Consider the following 17,813-nt stretch of genomic DNA (forward strand, 5'->3'; position numbering starts at 1 on the left):
GAACGCAAGTGCCGCACCCGCTGCTGCTGCGGTGCCCGTCGTGACCGCCACCGCGCCGGCACCGGAATAGATCGCCGAAGTGTCATCGACACGCAGGGTGATGTCACCTGACGTGGCGGTGACTGTGCCATCAACCGTGCGATTGCCGATGATGGCCGCACGTGAAGTGCTGGTGATGGTGTTGACCGTGATGGCGATTTCGACATGGAATCCACCCGGTGGTTTCGGAGTGGTGCCGCTGTAACCAAAGGCAGCGGCCACCGCAATGATCTCGCCACCGGTATTGGCCGATACGCTGAGCGAGGCAGCGGAAAGGTCGGTGTTTTCGAGATAGGCTTCCGTGATTCCTGAAATTTCATTGATGGCAGCAGCGGCACCGACCCCGATCCGGCCACCGTATTCCACTGTGCCACCGACACCCACGATCATGCTGTCATTGATCGCCGTCACGGTGGCCGATCCACCATTGGTCAGCGTCACCGTCGAGCCGGTCAAATACGCGCGGGTGTCGTTATGAATCTCGTTCACGGCGACCGAACCTGCCAGACTGAAGCTGGTGCCGGAAAGGTTGTTCGCGAGGGTCACGCCAATGCCTGCCGCAAGCGCGATGTAGTTCGGACGGGTGATGCCAGAAGCGAACTCAAGTTCAGGGATCTCCGCCTTGACCAGCAAAGCACCGCTGAGGGTGATGCTCGAATCCTGGATATACGCTTTGGTTTCGTTGTTCGCCTGATTGAAGGCCACCGAACCTGCAAGACCACCAGGCGATTTTGCCAGAGGATCATTGGCGGAGATGGCGACCGATCCGCCAAGAGCCATGAGCTGGGTGGAGTTGGTGGCCACGATCGACAAGCCACTGCCGGAAGAAATGACTGCCTGACGGACGAACGCATAGGTCTTGTCCGTGACATCGTTCATGGTGAAGTCACCCGAAATGGCGATGCCATACTCGCCCGCGCCGCCGGTGAACTTGGCGTTCGGATCGGTTGGGCTTACCGGATCGCTGGTGCTGTAGGTGCCGGCAATGCCGACGTTCGCGATGTAGCCGGAATTGGTGGAATGAACCGCGATGCTGCCCGTGGCATTGATGTTGCCGGAGTCATCCGTGGCCAGCGCTTCATCAGGATCATTGCCGATATAGGCTTTGGTGACGCGGTTGACGATGGCAATCGGAATGGAGATGCCGACGCCAACACTTTGTGAGCGAAGGAAACCGCCGCCGATGTTGACGATGCGGATGTCATCGGAAGCAAACACGCTCAGGGCACTGCCGAAGGTGATGTCGACATGGTCATCATTCTGAACCACCGCACCCAAGGCATCGCGAAGTTTCGTCGGTCCGTCGAGGACGTTGATGGTCGCGCCATCATCAATGCTGGCGACCGTGAGGTTGTCGACGGTGATTACGGCGGAACCGCCCACGCCGCCGTATTTGCTGGCTGAACCACCGGACTGCGCAAAATTGATCGCGCCTGAAACGGTCGAAGCGGCGACATAAAGCGTTTTGGCATCGAGCAGCACGCCGCGACGAACCTGGGCCGACGTGTTGGTGTTGTAATTAAGGATGAGCACCGCCGCACCGATGGCGTTGCCGCTTTTCAGACCATAGAAAGCGGTGCCGGGGATGAAAGGCAGACCGAGATAGCTGATGTTACCGACCAGGTTGATGGTTTGGATTTCGCTAATTGCCTGCACCAGCACTTCCTGATCGGCGCGCACCACGGCCACGCTGTCGAGAACGGTCTTCTGGTTGATCTTCGCAAACTCATCAATGTAGCTGTGCGCGGAAGGATTGAAGTCGAAATAGCTGAGGGCACCGGCGATGGCAATGTCCTGGGTGACCGCACTGGCCTGCGACCACGAGGTGAAGAAGCCGTTTTGAATGCCGGCGTTGGGGTTCACTTTTGAAACGACCGACGCGAGAATCGGGCCGACCAAACCAGCGCCTTCGGCGGAGTTTTGACCCACGTCCGCCCACTTGATGTCAAAGGGCAGACTGGATGCGGAATAAACGGAGAGCACCTTCGCCGCGTCGAGCTCGGCATGTTTGCCGATGTAGGCTTCAGAACCGTAGATGAAGTCGGCAATCGTGATGCCAATCGACAGACCCTTTTTCTTCACTTCGTCCGGCGCATTCGAATAATCAACCCCGGCAATGGCGGACGTTTGCGGCGTATCAGTGGTGGTGGAAACGACCAGCACATTGCCGGTTTTTGAAATCACCACGGCGTGGTTGCCAGCCGCCGCGCTGGAAGTGGCGGAGTTACCGATGCGCGCACTGGAGCGATGCGTTTGCTCACCATAACTGATGGCACCCGCGATGCCATTGGTGTTGTCGAGGGAGCCAAGTTTGCTCTTCACCTTGTCCATCCACAAATTACGAACAACGCGCAACGGCGCGGTAACGGCCCAGACGCCTTTGATGATTTTGTTGGCGATGCCACCACTGCCAGCAGCGCCGCTTGAGACAAACATGTTACGACCGTAGTTGGCCGAGTTCCACGCGGTGAGGTTTGGCTGGTCTTTGGCGAAGGTGAAGATGCGGGAGTCGGCGAGGACGGTCACATCGCCATTCGCGACAACGCTGCCGTCGACCCATGCATCCGAAGACGTTTCAAAAATCGAAACCGTGACCGCAATGCCGACGATGCCGTTGCGGAAAGCCCCCGCCGTGGCGGCAAGCGAATGGTTCCACACCGTTTCAGAACTGACCAGCACATTTCCGCCGGAAACGATGGTTGAACCCAATTGAAGATGCGTTTTGGATTCAGCCTTCGAGTTGCCAATGGCGAGAGCGACGTTCACCGGCGATCCATCGCTGCGGCTCAGTTTCAACACCACCGCCGCGCCGGAAAGCATGCTGACGGCTTTCGAGGAGAGGGTTACGTTGCCGGTGGCCGTGATCGAAACGCCACTTTCCACGATCACATTGGCGGTGGGATTCGACTCCAGATAAACCACACCCAGACCGGTGACAAAAATCATCGCCGCCGCGTTGGTGTTGGCATCGGCGTCGGCTTTGAAGGTCGTGGCTTCAATGATGGTGCTGCCTTTGAGTTCGATGATCGCCCTCGCATCGGCCACCGAAACTGAGAAAGGAATGTTAACGGCGCCGCCCAGCAAGGTGCCGATCAACGGAGCCGGCAGCGCGTCCAGACCTTCGGGCAGGAAGCTGGTGCGCTGGGTGGCGCGAGCGATGGCGATGATGTCAACTTTGCCGCCTTTGATGATCGCGGAATTCACCGTGACCCGGGCTTCAACGTCCACGAAGTTGACTGTCCAGTTGTCCGTGTAACCCAGCGCGCCCGCACGGAGCATGATGTCTCCAAAAGCGAATCCACCGGTGCCTTGCGTGAGCAGTCGAGCACCCGAATTCACGGTGATGGTTTCGATGTGATTCTCGCGTGTGCCATTCGGCCTGTCGCCCGTCGCGGTGGTTGATTTGAAGAAGATGCTGCCGGAATCCGCGACGGAATTGGCGGTCAGGTGATTGGCGCCCGTGGCGACCACCCGGGTGGAAATGGTCTTGCCCGCTGCGACCGTGATGGTTTCAGCATCCGCGATCAGCGTCTTGCCAGGAAGGAACAGATCATCATTAAAGGAGATCGAATCGCGACCTTTTCCGCCAGCCAGCGTCAGGGCTGAGGTGAGGGTCAGGATGCCCGCGAACACAAACGAATCATTGCCATCGCCGCCCAAAATGGTGAACGAAACCGCAGGATCAAACAGGGTGAAGGAGCCGAAGGTGCCGTTGAGGCTTTCCACCTTCAACTGACCATTTCCATCACGGGAGATGCGGATTTGGTTGTCGTCATCCGGGGTCTGGAAGAAAAACGCATCCACGACCGAGGTGTCATCCAGGGTCTCGACCGAGATGACCTGCATCGAAGCGAAGTGACCACCATCAATCGTCACGGTGTCGGTTCCGGCTCCGCCGTCGATTTCAAGCGTCGCCGTCAGGTCTTTGTTGGTTCCGGCCGCGCGGCCGGACAGATCTACGGTAATCTGATCGTTGCCACCCAAGGTCACGATGCGCAAACGTTCGCTCGGTTCGTTGAAAGCGATCACAGAAGAGTTCATCACCAACTCAAGTCGGGAACCCGTGCCTTTACGCAGTTCGATTACATCATTGGCACCATCGGTTCCGAGGAAAGTGCGGCGGACCGTGGTCGCGCTGTCGGTCACGACTTCAAAACCGCCGTAAGTAAGATCGCGGTAGGTGCCAGCAATGTTCAAGGTGTCTGAAACCGTGTGGCCTCCGCCCAACAAGGTGAGCGGCGAGGTGACGCTCACGCCAGTGGGAAGATTGAAGGTGTCGTTGCCCGCAGCGCCATCAATGGTAAGCGACCCGCCTGCCATGGTGGCAGAGATGGTGGCAAAAGTATCGGACGCGATCTGGAAGCGTCCAACCGCTGGAGTCGTGATGGTGATGTTGTCCGCTGCACTGGTGCCGCTCACCAACAAATGAGGCGCGTCTTCGATGCCGCGATAGGAAAGGTAGGTCGATCCATTGAAAGTGAAATCGCCGCTGGTCGCATCGCCCGACATTTTACTGAACACAAAATCCTGCGCGCTTCCGTTTCCTTGCGTGCGAACCTCAAGACGATTGACCGCCGTGAGTCCGCTCACTTCAGGAATGTCCGCCGTTCCGGCTGGGCGACCATCAATGGTGAAATCCAGCGATCCGTTTTTAGCGAACATCTCGACGATCACCGTGTTGTTGCCGCTCAGCAGTTCCAGGCTGAGGAAATCGAGAGGCTCGGCCATCTTGAAATCGACAAAGTCATCGTCGGGGCTGGTCACGTGGATTTGCGAACCCACTTTGGAAACCACGGCCAGGTTGTCCGCCTGTGGCAAACGAACGATCCGCTCATTGGACTGCGAACGATCTTCCACGGATTCCATTCCCACGAACTGCACGCCCATGTCGTCGCGACTGACGATCCCGCTGTGATTCGAGGACGCAATGTAGAGAGCCGAATCAAATTTCGCTCCAGCACGATAACTGACCGTCGCTACCGCTGCGCCGATTTCAATCCCATGCTCAAACGTGGTGGTGATCGTGTTGCCGCTGAGATCCAGGCCGAGCAGCGGATCGAACACCAAAACTTTTTGCAGGGTATGAATGCTGTTGGGCAGACTTAATCCGCCGTCCGTCAATTTGATGGTGTCCGGCGTCTCCCGAAGTGCATACTCGGAACTGAGCGCGAGTTGCAGGGTCGTGCTCGAAATGGCCACCGCATAATAAACCACGCCGCTGACCAATGGTCCGAGGCTGCGTCCGCCGCCATTGTTGTAAATGACTGCCTGACCGGTGGTGAAGCCGTGATCGGCTACAAAAACCAAAGTGTCTTCCAACAACCCGGCGGGCGGAACGACAAACGCTTTGGCCGAGTCGAGCAACAGGTAGTGCTCGGAACCCAACGCGATGCTGGTGAGATCAACCGCAGTGGTCGGCGACGAGGCCAGCGCCAGCTGAAGTTTTTTCGTGTCCGTCAAATGAGGAATGACGATGTAGCTATTGCCATCCGTCAATCCGCCGACGGAAGTTCCCGCCGCCATGATCAGCGAATCGTTGCCCGCTTCACCATCAAACAGGAAACCGACATCCGCGGAGAAAATCTGTGGGTCGACCGTCAACTGATCATCACCGGCCCCGGCGCGAATCGTGAGCGAGTCCGTCATGCCGCTGATGTCGATGTTTCCAAAAGTCCCGTTGCTGCTTTCCAGAACCACCGAATCCAAAACATTGCCGCGACGCAAACGCATCTGGTCCGAACCAACCGTGCCGTTGAACTGAAGATTGGCCGCGCTGCGAACTCCGACATAACTGACGACCGTCACCCCGCCGACCAGCACCGAGCCGTTGGTGGTGTCGGGAACAAAAGTGAACGCCACCGTTTGAGCCGCCGCTTTCGCATCGACCTCAATCAGGATCGTGTCGGCATTGTCCTGATGGCCGGTCAGCGTGCCCGTCAAACGACCGGCCGCTTTAAACACAAACGTGTTGTCCGAGTCCGTTCCGGTCGTGATGTTTTGCACGCCGGTAAAATTCACCAGGCCAGTCGCGGCAGCTCCCGACTTCAAATTGCCCGCGTCCAATCCGGTCACGGTCCAGGTCCCGCCGATTTCGGCTCCGATCACCGTGTTGGTGCCCGATCCCAAATCCAGGGTGACCGTCACGCCGTTGTCCGCGGCCAGCTTTTTGAGATTGACGGTGTCGTTGCCGTTTCCGGTCAGAATGATGAGGCTCTGCAATCCCGTCGCGGAAAGCGGCGCGTTGATCGTGATCAAATCGTCCCATGCTCCGGTCGCGTCATTAGCGCCGGTGTTGATGGTGACCGTCTGGATGTTTTTGAAAACGATGTATTCAAAAGCGGTGCCGCCACTCGTGCCGGAAATGCGAAGTTGATCAGGACCGACATCCGAACCTTCCCGATCAATCGAGATGTTGTCGACGCCGCCCGGAGTGACAAACGTGAAACTCGGATTGGTGACACTCAATCCTGGATTGGAACCGCTGACCGATGCGCCATTCACGTAAACGGGTTCGAGACCGGTAAAGGAGATTTGGTTTTGACCGGCTTGAATGACGCCGTCTCCAAAAACCTGGCCGGGAGTGTAGCTGCCGCCAGTCGCGCCATTCAGAACGAGTGAGTCGAATCCGCCGGTGCCGCCGTGGAACTCGATGGACAGAGAAAAGTCGCCGCGAGCCAGGTCAACGGTGAGCGTGTCATCGGTTGTATCGCTGCCGTGGAAAATCAGGCCGGTAATGCCCTGCGATTGCAGATGATCAGGGCGGAAACTCCAGAGATCGACCTCTCCGAAAATGAAAACACCCAGCCTGTTATCAGCCGTAAGGTAGGCTGCATGGCCGAGATAAGTGGAATTTGAGTCTAAAACAGTAGGTGCGGGAAGATTTTCACCCTCCGGCGGTCCATTGGCGGCATTCAATGCCTCGACCATCTGCTCAGGATGCGGATTGGAAATATCTCCCGTCGTGCCCTCCTGAGTATCGTGATTTTCAGTTGAAGTTGGCGTGTCCGTGGCGGTCGAACCGGAGTTCGTTCCCGCCGAAATTGGCTGCTGCTCGGTGCCCGTTTGATCCGTCGCAGGCAGGATTGGCGTGTCCAGATCACCTCCCAAAATGGGGGTGGGATCCTGCTCGGCAAGCGTCTCGGAAGACAGATCAGCATCGAAGTTTTCGCCGATGCTGTTGCTCACAAAACTGAGCGATTGACCCTCGTCAGAAGGCAAATCCACCGTCGGTTGATCAGCCAAAACTTCCGATTCGGAAGGCAGGGTCACCGGCGTTTGAGCCTCTGGAAGTTCGGGCAAAACCCCCGTTTCGGTGGGTTCGCTGGCGTCTTCCAAGGGCTGGGTTTCACCGAACATGAAGTCGGTTTCGGCCATATTTTGAGTCGAATGGGAGCCCGAATCGGGGGTCTCCAAGAGGGCGAATTCGGCCTGCTGGTAGACATCCACCGGAGCGCTGTGGGAGGTGGATTGAACCACCTCGGGAACCGGAACTCCCGCATCCACCGGACCGGCGGAGAGCAGGATTCGAGGCTCCAAAACCTCCAAAAGATAGGCCCCCGCATACTCCCCCCGCAGCCGTAATGGCCGGGCTTTGTAACGCGATTTGCGCTTATTTTGGGGGTGTTCCATGAAGGAGGAAGAATCGCATTGTCGCTGATTGCAATCAGCTGACGAGCGGCGGGACCTGTAATTTCTCGTCGAAATTGTGCAAAGTTTATTTTATGGAAATGAGAAAAAACCACAGCTCATAAGCCTAAATCATCCTTGTTTGCGACGGGTTCCCTGCTTGCCAAAACCCAGTCCTTTGCTGATTTCCACCTCCCCTTTCATCACCTGACGACGGCTTTTGGCCGCCCGATTCTGCGCTCGCAACTGGGCAAACCAAAGCAAAGTTCTTCCCATCATTTCACCCAACGGGGAAGCTCCCAAACTGCGATTTCCCGACAGAATTTGCCTCCAGACCCGCAAAATAATTCGCGGCAAATATCGCACAAAAAGCGGGTCTTCGATGCTGTAAATGGCGAGCACTGATCCGGGGTTTCCCTGCCGTGCCGCCCGCCCAAAAAGCTGCCGGTCCACCCTCGCGCTCTCATGCGGTTCGGACGCAATCACGTGCAATCCGCCCACCTCCAGCACCCCGGATTCGAGTCGAATATCAGTCCCCCGACCCGCCATATTGGTGGCAATGGTGATCCGCGAACGGTGCCCCGCCTGCATGATCGTCATGGCTTCTTCCCGGTGCCGACGGGCGTTGAGCACGTGGCAGGTGACGCCTTTGGAGGCCAGATGAGCAGCCAGGGATTCGCTGGTTTCCACGCTGCGCAGACCAATCAAAATGGGCTGACCACGTGCCTGGCGCGCTTTCGTTTCAACAGCAATGGCCTCGTTTTTTGCATTCAGCGTAGGATAAAATCGCCAGCCGAGAACCTGCTTTTGAGAGGGCAAATGACGCGGAATTGCCAGGGTCGGAAGGTCGTAAGTCCGCCAGATTTCTGCCGCCACCTCGCTCACGGTGCCGGATGCTCCGGCCAGGTTTTGATACTTGCAGAAGAAGCTTTGGAACGAAATTCGCGCCAACGTTTCCGAGGCGCCCGACAGCGTCACCCCCTCTTTTGCCTCGATCATTTGATGCAATCCCTGCCGCCAGGTTCGCATCGGCATGGGCCTCCCGGTGGCCTCGTCGACGATGATCACCTTGCCCTCTTCCACCACATATTGCACATCCCGTTGGAAAAATTCGCGCGCCTCCAAAGCCAGTTTCAACAGCTCCGCACGACGTGTCAAACTGGTCCAAAGTGGTGACTGCGAAACCCTAATGTTAGCGGCAAATTGCTCCGAAATTTCAGGCTCAATTTCAATCGCTTTACGCGAATGATTCACCTCATAATCCTCACCGCGAACCATCTTAGCGGCCACTTCCCAGGTCGCCGCACAGGCGTTTTCAAGTTCCCCCGTCGGCAGAATCCGACTGATGATCAACGGAGTCACCGCTTCATCGATCAGCGCGTTGTCCGCCTCATCCACCAAAGCGAAATACAGCCCCCGTTGCACTGGCTCCCCGTGTGGCAGTTGCCCGGCACCGGTCATTTGCGCCAGCGCCAGCCGGGCTCCCGATTCCTCCAAACCTTGCAGGCGCAGACGGTCACGAAGGTAATCCGCCGCAGCTTCTTTTGCCGTGGTGTAGGTCACTGAACGACTGTATCCGCGCCGCCGATCAGGCTCCGAGGAATCGCCCAACACCCTTCCCACCGAGAGTCCCACCCGCTGATAAAAAGCCTCCAGCTGCTCCGCATCCCGCGCCGCGAGATAGTCGTTCGCCGTCAAAACATGGCAGGGTTTTCCGCTCCAGGCTTGATATGCAGCGGTCAGCGCCAACGCCAAAGTCTTGCCTTCGCCGGTGTCAACTTCGGTCAAAAATCCGCGCGCCAAAGCAGCCGCCGTCATCAATTGCACCCGATACGGAGCCAGTCCCAGCTCGCGTTCCGCAGCCACGGCGAGCAGTGCCAATCCGTCCTCCAGAGTGGCATCCACCTCCGCCGGACAAGCCTTCCGTCGCACTCGCATTTCAATAAGCCGTTCGTTCAAAACTCCGTCTTTCAACTCACTGAATTGAAGCCGGGCCTGATCGATGCGCGACGCGGCCGCCTGCAGATCTCTGAGGTGTTTGTTTCGACTCTTCCACCAACCCAGCAGACGATAACTGACCGCATCCAGGCCTTGAAGACGCGCTCCCTGCCGCCGTTCGTGCACGGTGCGTTGTCGATCAGTGGGAGTCGGCATGGCAGACTAAACTAGACCCGATAATTGCGCTGGAACAGCTGGCGCAGACTGCGCAGCCACTGGGAAAGCAGCGGCTCCCAGGGCAAATCCAGCCGCGCAATGCCTTGTTGTCCGTGCACCAACATGCAGGTGGAATCGGGCACCAGAAACGCCCTCACTTCGAAAAACGGCTCCGAACTCATCGCTTGGCGACCTGCATCCATCCCCGCCACCCCTTGTGCCTGGGGCTGATTGGAATTCTGTCTGCCGTTTTCGCCAGGATGGTCCGCAGGAATGGCTTGGAGATCCGATACCGCCAGGGTTTTCGCTTCTTGCCCCCGCACCTTGACCCCGGTTTTTTGAATGTTGCCGCCGAACAATCGAGCCACCTCCGCCTGTCGGACCACCGCCGCCATGTAAAATTTTTCCTCGCCCTGAACCACGCCCAGCTCGGTGCCGCGCTGCAAGGTCGCGCCCACCACCGTGCCCAATTCCGGGGAAATCCAGCGCCCCGCCACCGGTGCCCGCACCAATAATGACGCCTTTTGATCCGCCAGTTTCTGCTGCCTGACCACGAGCGCCTGCTGATACTCCTGAAGACTCAAATGGCGCACCGGATCCGTTTCGAGAGCATCCCGCTTCAAGGTTTCCAGGCGCCGCAGATCCAGCTGCAACAGCTTGATCTCCTGATCGAGATCAAAACTGACCATTCGGACCAGCGGCTGCCCTTCCACCACCACCGTGCCGGAGGGCACCAACATCTCGACGAGGTCACCCGCCGACCCGGCATAAACCCGCGCGAAAGGATCGGATCGAATCACCCCGTTCGCACGAAAATGACTCGGCATCGGCACCAGCGAAATCGCCGCGCCCAACACCATCACCAAGCCCAAACAGATCGCCGCCGCCACGTGACGCCTGCCTTCCAGTCGCGGACTCGTCAGCAGATATTTGATCGCCTTGAACACCGGAACCACCAGCCAGAGAACGAAAAATCCGATTGCGAGGAGGATCCCAATGATGAAAAACCAGCCCGACACCAGCAGCAGAATTCCCACCAGCAGCAGGATGCGGTAGATGAAGGAGGCGACAAAATAGAAGGTCAGCCAGAACGTTTCCACGCGCGTTTCCGCCGGATTCGCCGTATTGGGCACCCGGAAGACATACTTCTCCAATAGATACAAGGCGGTGCGCGAAGCCCGCGATTGCAAATTCGGCACCTCCAGCAGATCCGACAAAATGTGGTAGCCATCGAACCGCAGCAGCGGGTTCAGGTTGAACAACAAGGTTCCGACCGAAGCGATGATGATCACATTATAAGCAATCGCATGCTCGATTCCCTCGCGAGTATTCGCCCAAACGATTGCCGCCACCGAAGCCAGCAAAATCTCCACGATCATCCCCGCCGCACCAACCAGCGCCCGCTTGCTCTTCTCTCGAAAGGCCCAACTGGATGACGCATCCACATACGGCAGCGGATTGAACAACAGCAGCATGATCCCCATTTGCGGCACCTCCCCGCCGAACTTCCGGCAGAAATAACCGTGCCCATATTCATGCAGTCCCTTGATCACAATGATCGCCGCATAAAGCCAGGGCAGGTTCGCCGCTCCCAGCAATCCGCCACTTTCCGCACGAAACTGCTGCCAGTTTTCCGCCACCGCTTTCACGCCCAAAACCAGCAACAACAGCCAGATCACCAATCCCAGTTTGCTGATCAACCAGCCCACCGCTGGCAACGTTCTCTGCAAAAATCGATCCGGATTGATCAACGGAATGCGCAGAAAAAACAGGTTCGCCCATTGCGCGGTGACCTGCCGACGTTGTTCTTTTTGCTGGGCCTCAAACAACGCGGTGACGTCGCCTCCGAGATCACTGCGCAGCAATCCGGATTGATGCAATTGTGAAAGAAGCTGCACCACCTCTCCCTGTCCCGGCGCTTCCTCGGGAGAATTTTTCAAGCTGCGTTCCCAGGCCCCACCCACCGTGCCGGAACGCTCCAGTTCACAGATGAAACGGTAGGCCGGAGGTCGAATGCGAAAGAAGCGGTTGCCCAACGAATCCTGCACCACATACCAGCGCATCCCGCGAAACCGCTGGGGAAAAATCTCCACTCCAGGTCGCAGACAAACACGACGATCCTCCACTCGATGCCAGGATTCGTCGAAGGTGGGCGGACGATTCATCACGTTTTTTCTTTTCTCTTCCTGCCAAAAATAACTAGATCCAAAACCACAGGCGCAATGCCTCCACCAGACGGTGGGTGCCAATCCACAACAATGAACGCTTCTCCGTCGCGATCTTGCAAAGTCCACTCATGCCCGGGCGCCACCATGCTTGCGGTTCTCCAAGCACCTGGGCGCGCAACACAAACACCGTGCCCTCCGCCCGAACCTCTGCCACCGGCTCAAAACGATCCACTTTCACCGAATAAGATTCTCCTGGTCGACTCGCAAAAGCCAGGTCGCCCTGCAGCCCTGCGGACAAATACGAAATGTCGCGTTCATCCACCTGCAGCTGCCCGAAAAGGTCTTTGATCTGCACCACCTTCAACAGCAGTTCACCCGTCTGCACCGGCGACGAAAGCCTCTCGCGCAGATCCCCTTCCACGATCACTCCATCAAACGGCGCGGTCAGTTCCGTCAATTGCAACCGATGCCGAATGACCGCCAGTTTTGCCTCCGCCTGACGCATCTCCGCCTGTGAAACCAACATCTGCGCCAGCTTGCCCTCGCCCTGATTGCTGCGGACTTCACGTTCGCTTTTGTTGCGCAACGCCACCGTGTCCGCCTCCTCCAACAACAACTCCGTGCGATCAAGGCGCACCAGCACATCGCCTTTTTTCACGATGTCGCCGACATGAAAAGCCGCCTCATCAATAAACCCCGGAAACGGTGCTGAAATCAGCGAAGCCGCATCCGTCTTCAAGATGAACGGTGCCTTCACCTGATGATCGACATGAATGATCGCCAGTGCCACCAAAGTCACGCAAGACAACACCGCCGCCAGCTTCCAGCCGGTGTGATCCGGTCCCAGCCAGCCCGCTGCTTTGCGACGAGTCGAACGCCAGATGCGTTTGCCGATCCATCCGGTGCGCCCATGCAAACCTTGCAATCGCGGGGCCACCAAATCAGCCAGCAACCGCACCCGCTCCAGCTCGCCGATGGTCCAAACCCCTTCCTCCGCCGCGCGCTCCAGACACACCAACCCCACCACTTCCTGTTGATGCCGCAACGGCACCGAAGCCACCGCCACCGCCTCTCGCGCCGTGGAAAATTTGCGATGCTCGCGACTCACCACCGAAGTGCCCGCCAGTTCCGGCCAGGCCACTTCGTTGTCCTGATCCGCCGCCTCCTCCATCACCTGCTGCAGGGCCAGCGCCTCCTGTGAGCCACTCGAGATCCTGCCGCCATGACTGGTGCTCGAAAGCTTCAAATCCTGACCTTCCATCCACGCAAGCGACACCCGCGAGGCCCGCATCGGTGCCGCCAATTCATTGCAAAGCCGCAACGCCGCCTCCTGAAAATGGCCGCTCTCCCCCAGCGCAAGGCCGAGATCCATGACCTGCGACAGATTGAGCAGCTTCTCTTCGCTGCGTTGCGCGTGACGACGCGATTGATAAAGATCCGCCAGCGCTCGCGCTTCTTTGGAAACCGCTTCAATCAAAAGTTCCTCTTCATCGCCGGCAATCCCCTCGGCCACCATCCATAGCGGCGGCAGTCCTTCACGAACCGGAAAACTCATCGCCTGATAGCGTCTCCCCAACAGACCCGGCAACGGCGTGAACTCATTGTTGCGGACGTTGCGCAATTCTGCAGTCAAGCCCGACTGCCCCAGACGTTTTGCCGCGCCCACTGGTGCCTGTGCCAACACCCGAAACTCACTTCCCGCCCCGCCGCCGACCAGCAAACAAACCGATTCCGCATCCAGACGCGCCGCCGCATAAGCACAAAGACGTCCCCAAAAAATATTCGGCTCGCCATCAAACGTCGCGAGCAATTCATACTCGGGAATCGAATTCGCAGAGGGCTCGGAAAGATCAGGTTTCATGCTTGGGGGATGCCGCAAATACTACGGGTTCACTGAAACCGTCGGAAACGGAGTCAACACGCGCAAGCCGGGACGGATCAAACCCGCCTTGTTGTCCAGCAGCAACCTCACCCGGAACAAACCGCTGCGGGCATCCACTTCAGGATCGATGAAGTTGATCTTCGCCTTCAATCCCTTCACCTCAGGCATCTCAGGAAACTGCGCGGGGTATTCCTGACCGAGTTTCAGCAACGACAATTGTGAGGCTTCCAGATGAAACAGCAGCAAGACCTGGTCAGTGGTCATCACTTGAAGGATGGGATCATTTTCGCTGATCGACTCGCCCGACTCCTTGAACTTGCGCACCACCACTCCCGTCAATGGCGAAACGATTTCGCGTTCATTCACCTCCGCTTTGGCAATGGCGAGCTCCGCCTGCAAACGTTTCAATTCCACCTCCTTGGCCAAGGCATCGTCGCGACTCGCCACATTCTGTTGGAACAATCGTTGCGCCGCGTTGAAGTCGAACTGTGCCTTGCTGATCATCTGGTCATACCGCTCCACGGCCAGTCGCTGCTTTTCCGAAAGCAGACTCACCAACAATTGCCCCTCTTTGATACGTTCCCCTTCCTCCACCTGAATCTTGCCGATGATCTCACGGATTGAAGCACTGATCGTCACCGAGCGAAACGGCTTCACCACCCCTTCCGTCATCAGATTGACTTCCGCCTCGACGGCAAAACTCACCACCGGTGACGCCATCACTAACAGCATCGTCACACAGGCATAACTAAAACAACGACACGACTGCTTCATTTCAAGGGGGGACCTCACTGGGGAATTTCTCAAATGGCAGATGAATCCTGGTGCCGGCCTAAATCGACTACTTCTTGGATTTGGATTTTTTGGTCATGGAAGGTGCCGGACCCACCGAGGCCCCCTGGCTGCTTTCCTTCTCCATCTCTTCCACGATGATGCCCTGCTTCTCCAGCATCTCGCCCGTCACCAGCCAAAGGTCGACCTGATCCTTGTTAAGATCCGCCAAAGCCGCCAGCTCACGACTGCGCGTCTGCGAATATTCCTCCTGATATTGTAACACCTGATAACTGGTGGAGACCCCTTCCGTCAGACGCTTCACTTCACCTTCCATCGTGCGTTGGGCGACCTCGCGGCTCTTGCGCGCCGAAATCAAACGCTGCCGATCCATGTCAATCCGGCTCAACACCGTGTCCAGTTCCAACGAAATCAGCGCCTTTACCCGATCCACATCGATCATTGCCTGGGTCTCCAAATGCTGAGCCAGACGGGCTTGTGAACGCATGCGTTTCACCCCAAGCGGAACCGAAAACGTCACTCCGACGGTCCATTCCGGACCCTGACCACCCAATGCCTCATCATAAGAACTGCCCGTGCTGCCCGCCAAACCGTGAACGCCGCCGCTCGCAATCAGATCAAATCGCGGACGCGACTGGTTCTCCGCCAGCAAGGTCTGATGTTTGCGCTGATCCACAATTTCCAACGACTGCAGCACATCATATCGCGCTGCCGAAGCCTTGCCCAACAGCTCAGCCCGCGGGGCCACCTGCACCGATTCCCTCAAATAATCCGCTGGCCGAATCCGCAGGCTCTGTCCCGCATCCGCTCCTTTTTTGAACAGCGTTTGCAACGTGTTCTGCCGTTCGATGTATTGGGTCTCCGCCAGCAGCGCACCTTCCTTACGTGCGTAAACCGCCGCTTCCGCCACCAGCACATCATTCGGCTGCATCACTCCCTCTTCACCGCGCTTTTTGTTGTCGCTAAAAAGTTTCTCCGCCAGTTCGATGGAATCGCGCTGCACCGCCATGTTTTCATACGTGAAGATCACGTCATAATAGAGCTTCATCACGTTCCCCACCGTTGCCGCCGTGCGCGCCCGCCATTCGAGATCCGCCACACGCATGTTGGAACGGGCGATGCGCAGTTCCGCAAGGTTCGCACTGTTGCCAAAATCCCTCAACAACGGCTGGGTCACGGTCAAACCAGTGAAGGTCTCATACTCCGGATTAAAAAGTCCCGGCGGCAGATTGCGGTTCAAACTGTTGTCCAACACCCGCAGGCTGCTGCCCAGTTCAAAGGTCGTGCCCCAAGGAATTTTCTGCACCAGGGCCACCTTAGCCACATGGTTGCGTTGCTCAAAAATGGTCGGCTCCCCGAGGATCGGCGTGGACAGACCCGTTTGCGAAGCGATCACTTCAGGAGTCGCCGCACCACCACCCGTGGCTACAAAATCCTGGGCGTTTTGTGGCGTGTCGATGTATTGATAGGCATAAGCACCTTCCAGTTTAGGATCAAATGCCGAACGCGCGATGTTCGCCCGCTCCTGTTCAATCACCTTGTTAAGATTCTGAACCGCAATGTCGTGGTTGTTCTCCAAAGCGAGAGCAATGACCTCCTGAAGGCTCATTTTCCTCACCTCAACCTCATCCGCAACAACCCCCGTTCCAACCATTCCTATGGTGCCTAGAGCAACTAATTGAGCCAGGCAAAAATATGTTGGAACGGCACACCGGGGATTAGTAGATTTCATAAATGCACAGAACTGATTAATTTCAGCTTCGGCTGTATGTGCATGATGCCCAACAATTGTCGACGAATTTCCTTCGGATTTTCGATAATAAATGCATCCAACGGTCAGGCCGACATCCATGATGGCCGATCAAAATTGCAGCAACTCACCAGCCGCCAAGGTTAAAAACCATGTCTCCAAAGCGTGGCAAACTGGAGGGCATGCTGACGACGTATAACCCCCTGTCATGACGGACAGCCTCACTGCCGGTCAACGCCTCAACCGCAAATCGCAGAATTCATCGATCGTAAAAGTTCATAGAAGACTATCCGTTGAAATTGGATGCTTGATGAGTTGACGCGCTTGTTCGTGTTGCCCGCACTAACTCCCAGCCATTCAGCAGGATTTTTTTGTGCCCGAAAATCCAAACCTATCGATGGATATCATTCGCGTCCCATTCTCTCCTTGATGGGACCAAAACGCGATTCAAAGCGATTCACATGCGACCTTTACACTTAGGGCTGCCAACCATAGGGTGATTTCCCCAAATCAAAACTTCCATTAGCCATGACCACTCTTCCTGATTTAATCGGCAAAGCAAAATCCACGATTCTTAGTGAGTGGGTCCGGCAACAAATCGAAGCGCCAGGGATGCGGTCTGACCTTATCAATGATGCGCAATTGAAAACCCAGTCGGCCGAATTTTTCCAGCAATTCCAGAAGGGACTCGAGAGCGGCGAACTGAAAAACGTCAAGGTGGCGGCTTGGGAACCGACCCTGAACCTTCTCAGCGAATTTTCCCGCCAGCGCGAGCGCATGGGCTTTTCCCCATCGGAAACGGCGCTGTTCGTCTTCTCACTGAAAGACCCTCTCTTCGATCAATTGCGCAAAGATTTTAAGGCTGAGCCGGATCGTCTGGTGGACACGATGACGGCCATGTCGGGACTTCTCGACAAACTGGGTCTCCACACCATGGAGGTTTATCAGGTGGCGCGTGAAGACGTCATTCGTCGTCAGCAGGAGGAACTTCTCGAGCTCTCCACGCCGGTGGTCAAACTTTGGGAAGGCATCGTGGCCCTGCCCCTGATCGGCACGCTCGACAGCGCCCGCACCAGTGTGGTGATGGAATCCCTTTTGCAGCGCATCGTCGAAACAGGATCAGACATCGCCATCATCGACATCACTGGCGTGCCGACGGTCGACACTCTGGTCGCGCAACATCTCCTCAAAACGGTGGCCGCCGCCCGGCTCATGGGTGCCGACTGCATCATCAGCGGCATCCGGCCCCAAATTGCCCAGACCATGGTGCACTTGGCCATTGATCTTAGCGCGGTAACGACCAAAGCGACCATCGCCGAGGCACTCAAGGTCGCTCTTCAACGCACTGGCCACCGATTCGTCCGGGATGCCGAGGCCAAGTAACTCACCGACGTTTCCTTCC

General features: G+C 57.1%; 7 protein-coding genes (1 of these 7 only partly in view). 1 reads left to right on the plus strand and 6 read right to left on the minus strand.

The window, feature by feature from the left end:
* The 6 genes from FEM03_RS04230 to FEM03_RS04255 all read right to left on the minus strand — a co-directional run.
* A protein-coding gene (locus FEM03_RS04230; RefSeq protein WP_138084942.1) for a calcium-binding protein crosses the window boundary here: on the minus strand, positions 1-7,668 show its 5' end (the start). It extends 24,018 nt beyond the left edge of the window; only the first 7,668 of its 31,686 coding nucleotides appear in the window; the start codon lies at positions 7,666-7,668; the stop codon falls past the left edge of the window.
* Positions 7,669-7,797: 129 nt separating this feature from the next.
* A complete protein-coding gene (locus tag FEM03_RS04235; protein WP_138084943.1) occupies positions 7,798-9,819 on the minus strand; it encodes a preprotein translocase subunit SecA in 2,022 nt (673 codons plus the stop codon).
* A gap of 11 nt (positions 9,820-9,830) precedes the next feature.
* Complete coding sequence (locus FEM03_RS04240) at positions 9,831-11,984, minus strand: peptidase M50 (protein WP_138084944.1); 2,154 nt, start codon at positions 11,982-11,984, stop codon at positions 9,831-9,833.
* A 34-nt stretch (positions 11,985-12,018) separates the two neighbouring features.
* On the minus strand, positions 12,019-13,848 hold the full coding sequence (locus tag FEM03_RS04245) for a GAF domain-containing protein (RefSeq protein ID WP_138084945.1): 1,830 nt from the start codon (positions 13,846-13,848) through the stop codon (positions 12,019-12,021).
* A gap of 21 nt (positions 13,849-13,869) precedes the next feature.
* On the minus strand, positions 13,870-14,601 hold the full coding sequence (locus FEM03_RS04250) for an efflux RND transporter periplasmic adaptor subunit (protein ID WP_240772679.1): 732 nt from the start codon (positions 14,599-14,601) through the stop codon (positions 13,870-13,872).
* Positions 14,602-14,710: 109 nt separating this feature from the next.
* Positions 14,711-16,270, minus strand: coding sequence for a TolC family protein (locus FEM03_RS04255; protein WP_166442618.1), 1,560 nt, complete (start codon positions 16,268-16,270; stop codon positions 14,711-14,713).
* A 669-nt stretch (positions 16,271-16,939) separates the two neighbouring features.
* Between FEM03_RS04255 and FEM03_RS04260 the strand changes: the two genes are divergently transcribed.
* Positions 16,940-17,794 (plus strand): STAS domain-containing protein, encoded by an 855-nt coding sequence (locus tag FEM03_RS04260; protein ID WP_138084948.1) that lies wholly within the window; start codon positions 16,940-16,942, stop codon positions 17,792-17,794.
* Positions 17,795-17,813: the final 19 nt, after the last annotated feature.

Source organism: Phragmitibacter flavus (assembly GCF_005780165.1).
In the GTDB taxonomy this organism is placed as follows: domain Bacteria; phylum Verrucomicrobiota; class Verrucomicrobiia; order Verrucomicrobiales; family Verrucomicrobiaceae; genus Phragmitibacter; species Phragmitibacter flavus.

Bases quoted from the DNA above. Each gene is read 5' to 3' on its own strand.
- FEM03_RS04260 (WP_138084948.1), top strand. From the start codon at position 16,940: ATGACCACTCTTCCTGATTTAATCGGCAAAGCAAAATCCACGATTCTT.
- FEM03_RS04235 (WP_138084943.1), bottom strand. From the start codon at position 9,819: ATGCCGACTCCCACTGATCGACAACGCACCGTGCACGAACGGCGGCAG.
- FEM03_RS04240 (WP_138084944.1), bottom strand. From the start codon at position 11,984: ATGAATCGTCCGCCCACCTTCGACGAATCCTGGCATCGAGTGGAGGAT.
- FEM03_RS04245 (WP_138084945.1), bottom strand. From the start codon at position 13,848: ATGAAACCTGATCTTTCCGAGCCCTCTGCGAATTCGATTCCCGAGTAT.
- FEM03_RS04250 (WP_240772679.1), bottom strand. From the start codon at position 14,601: ATGCTGTTAGTGATGGCGTCACCGGTGGTGAGTTTTGCCGTCGAGGCG.
- FEM03_RS04255 (WP_166442618.1), bottom strand. From the start codon at position 16,270: ATGAGCCTTCAGGAGGTCATTGCTCTCGCTTTGGAGAACAACCACGAC.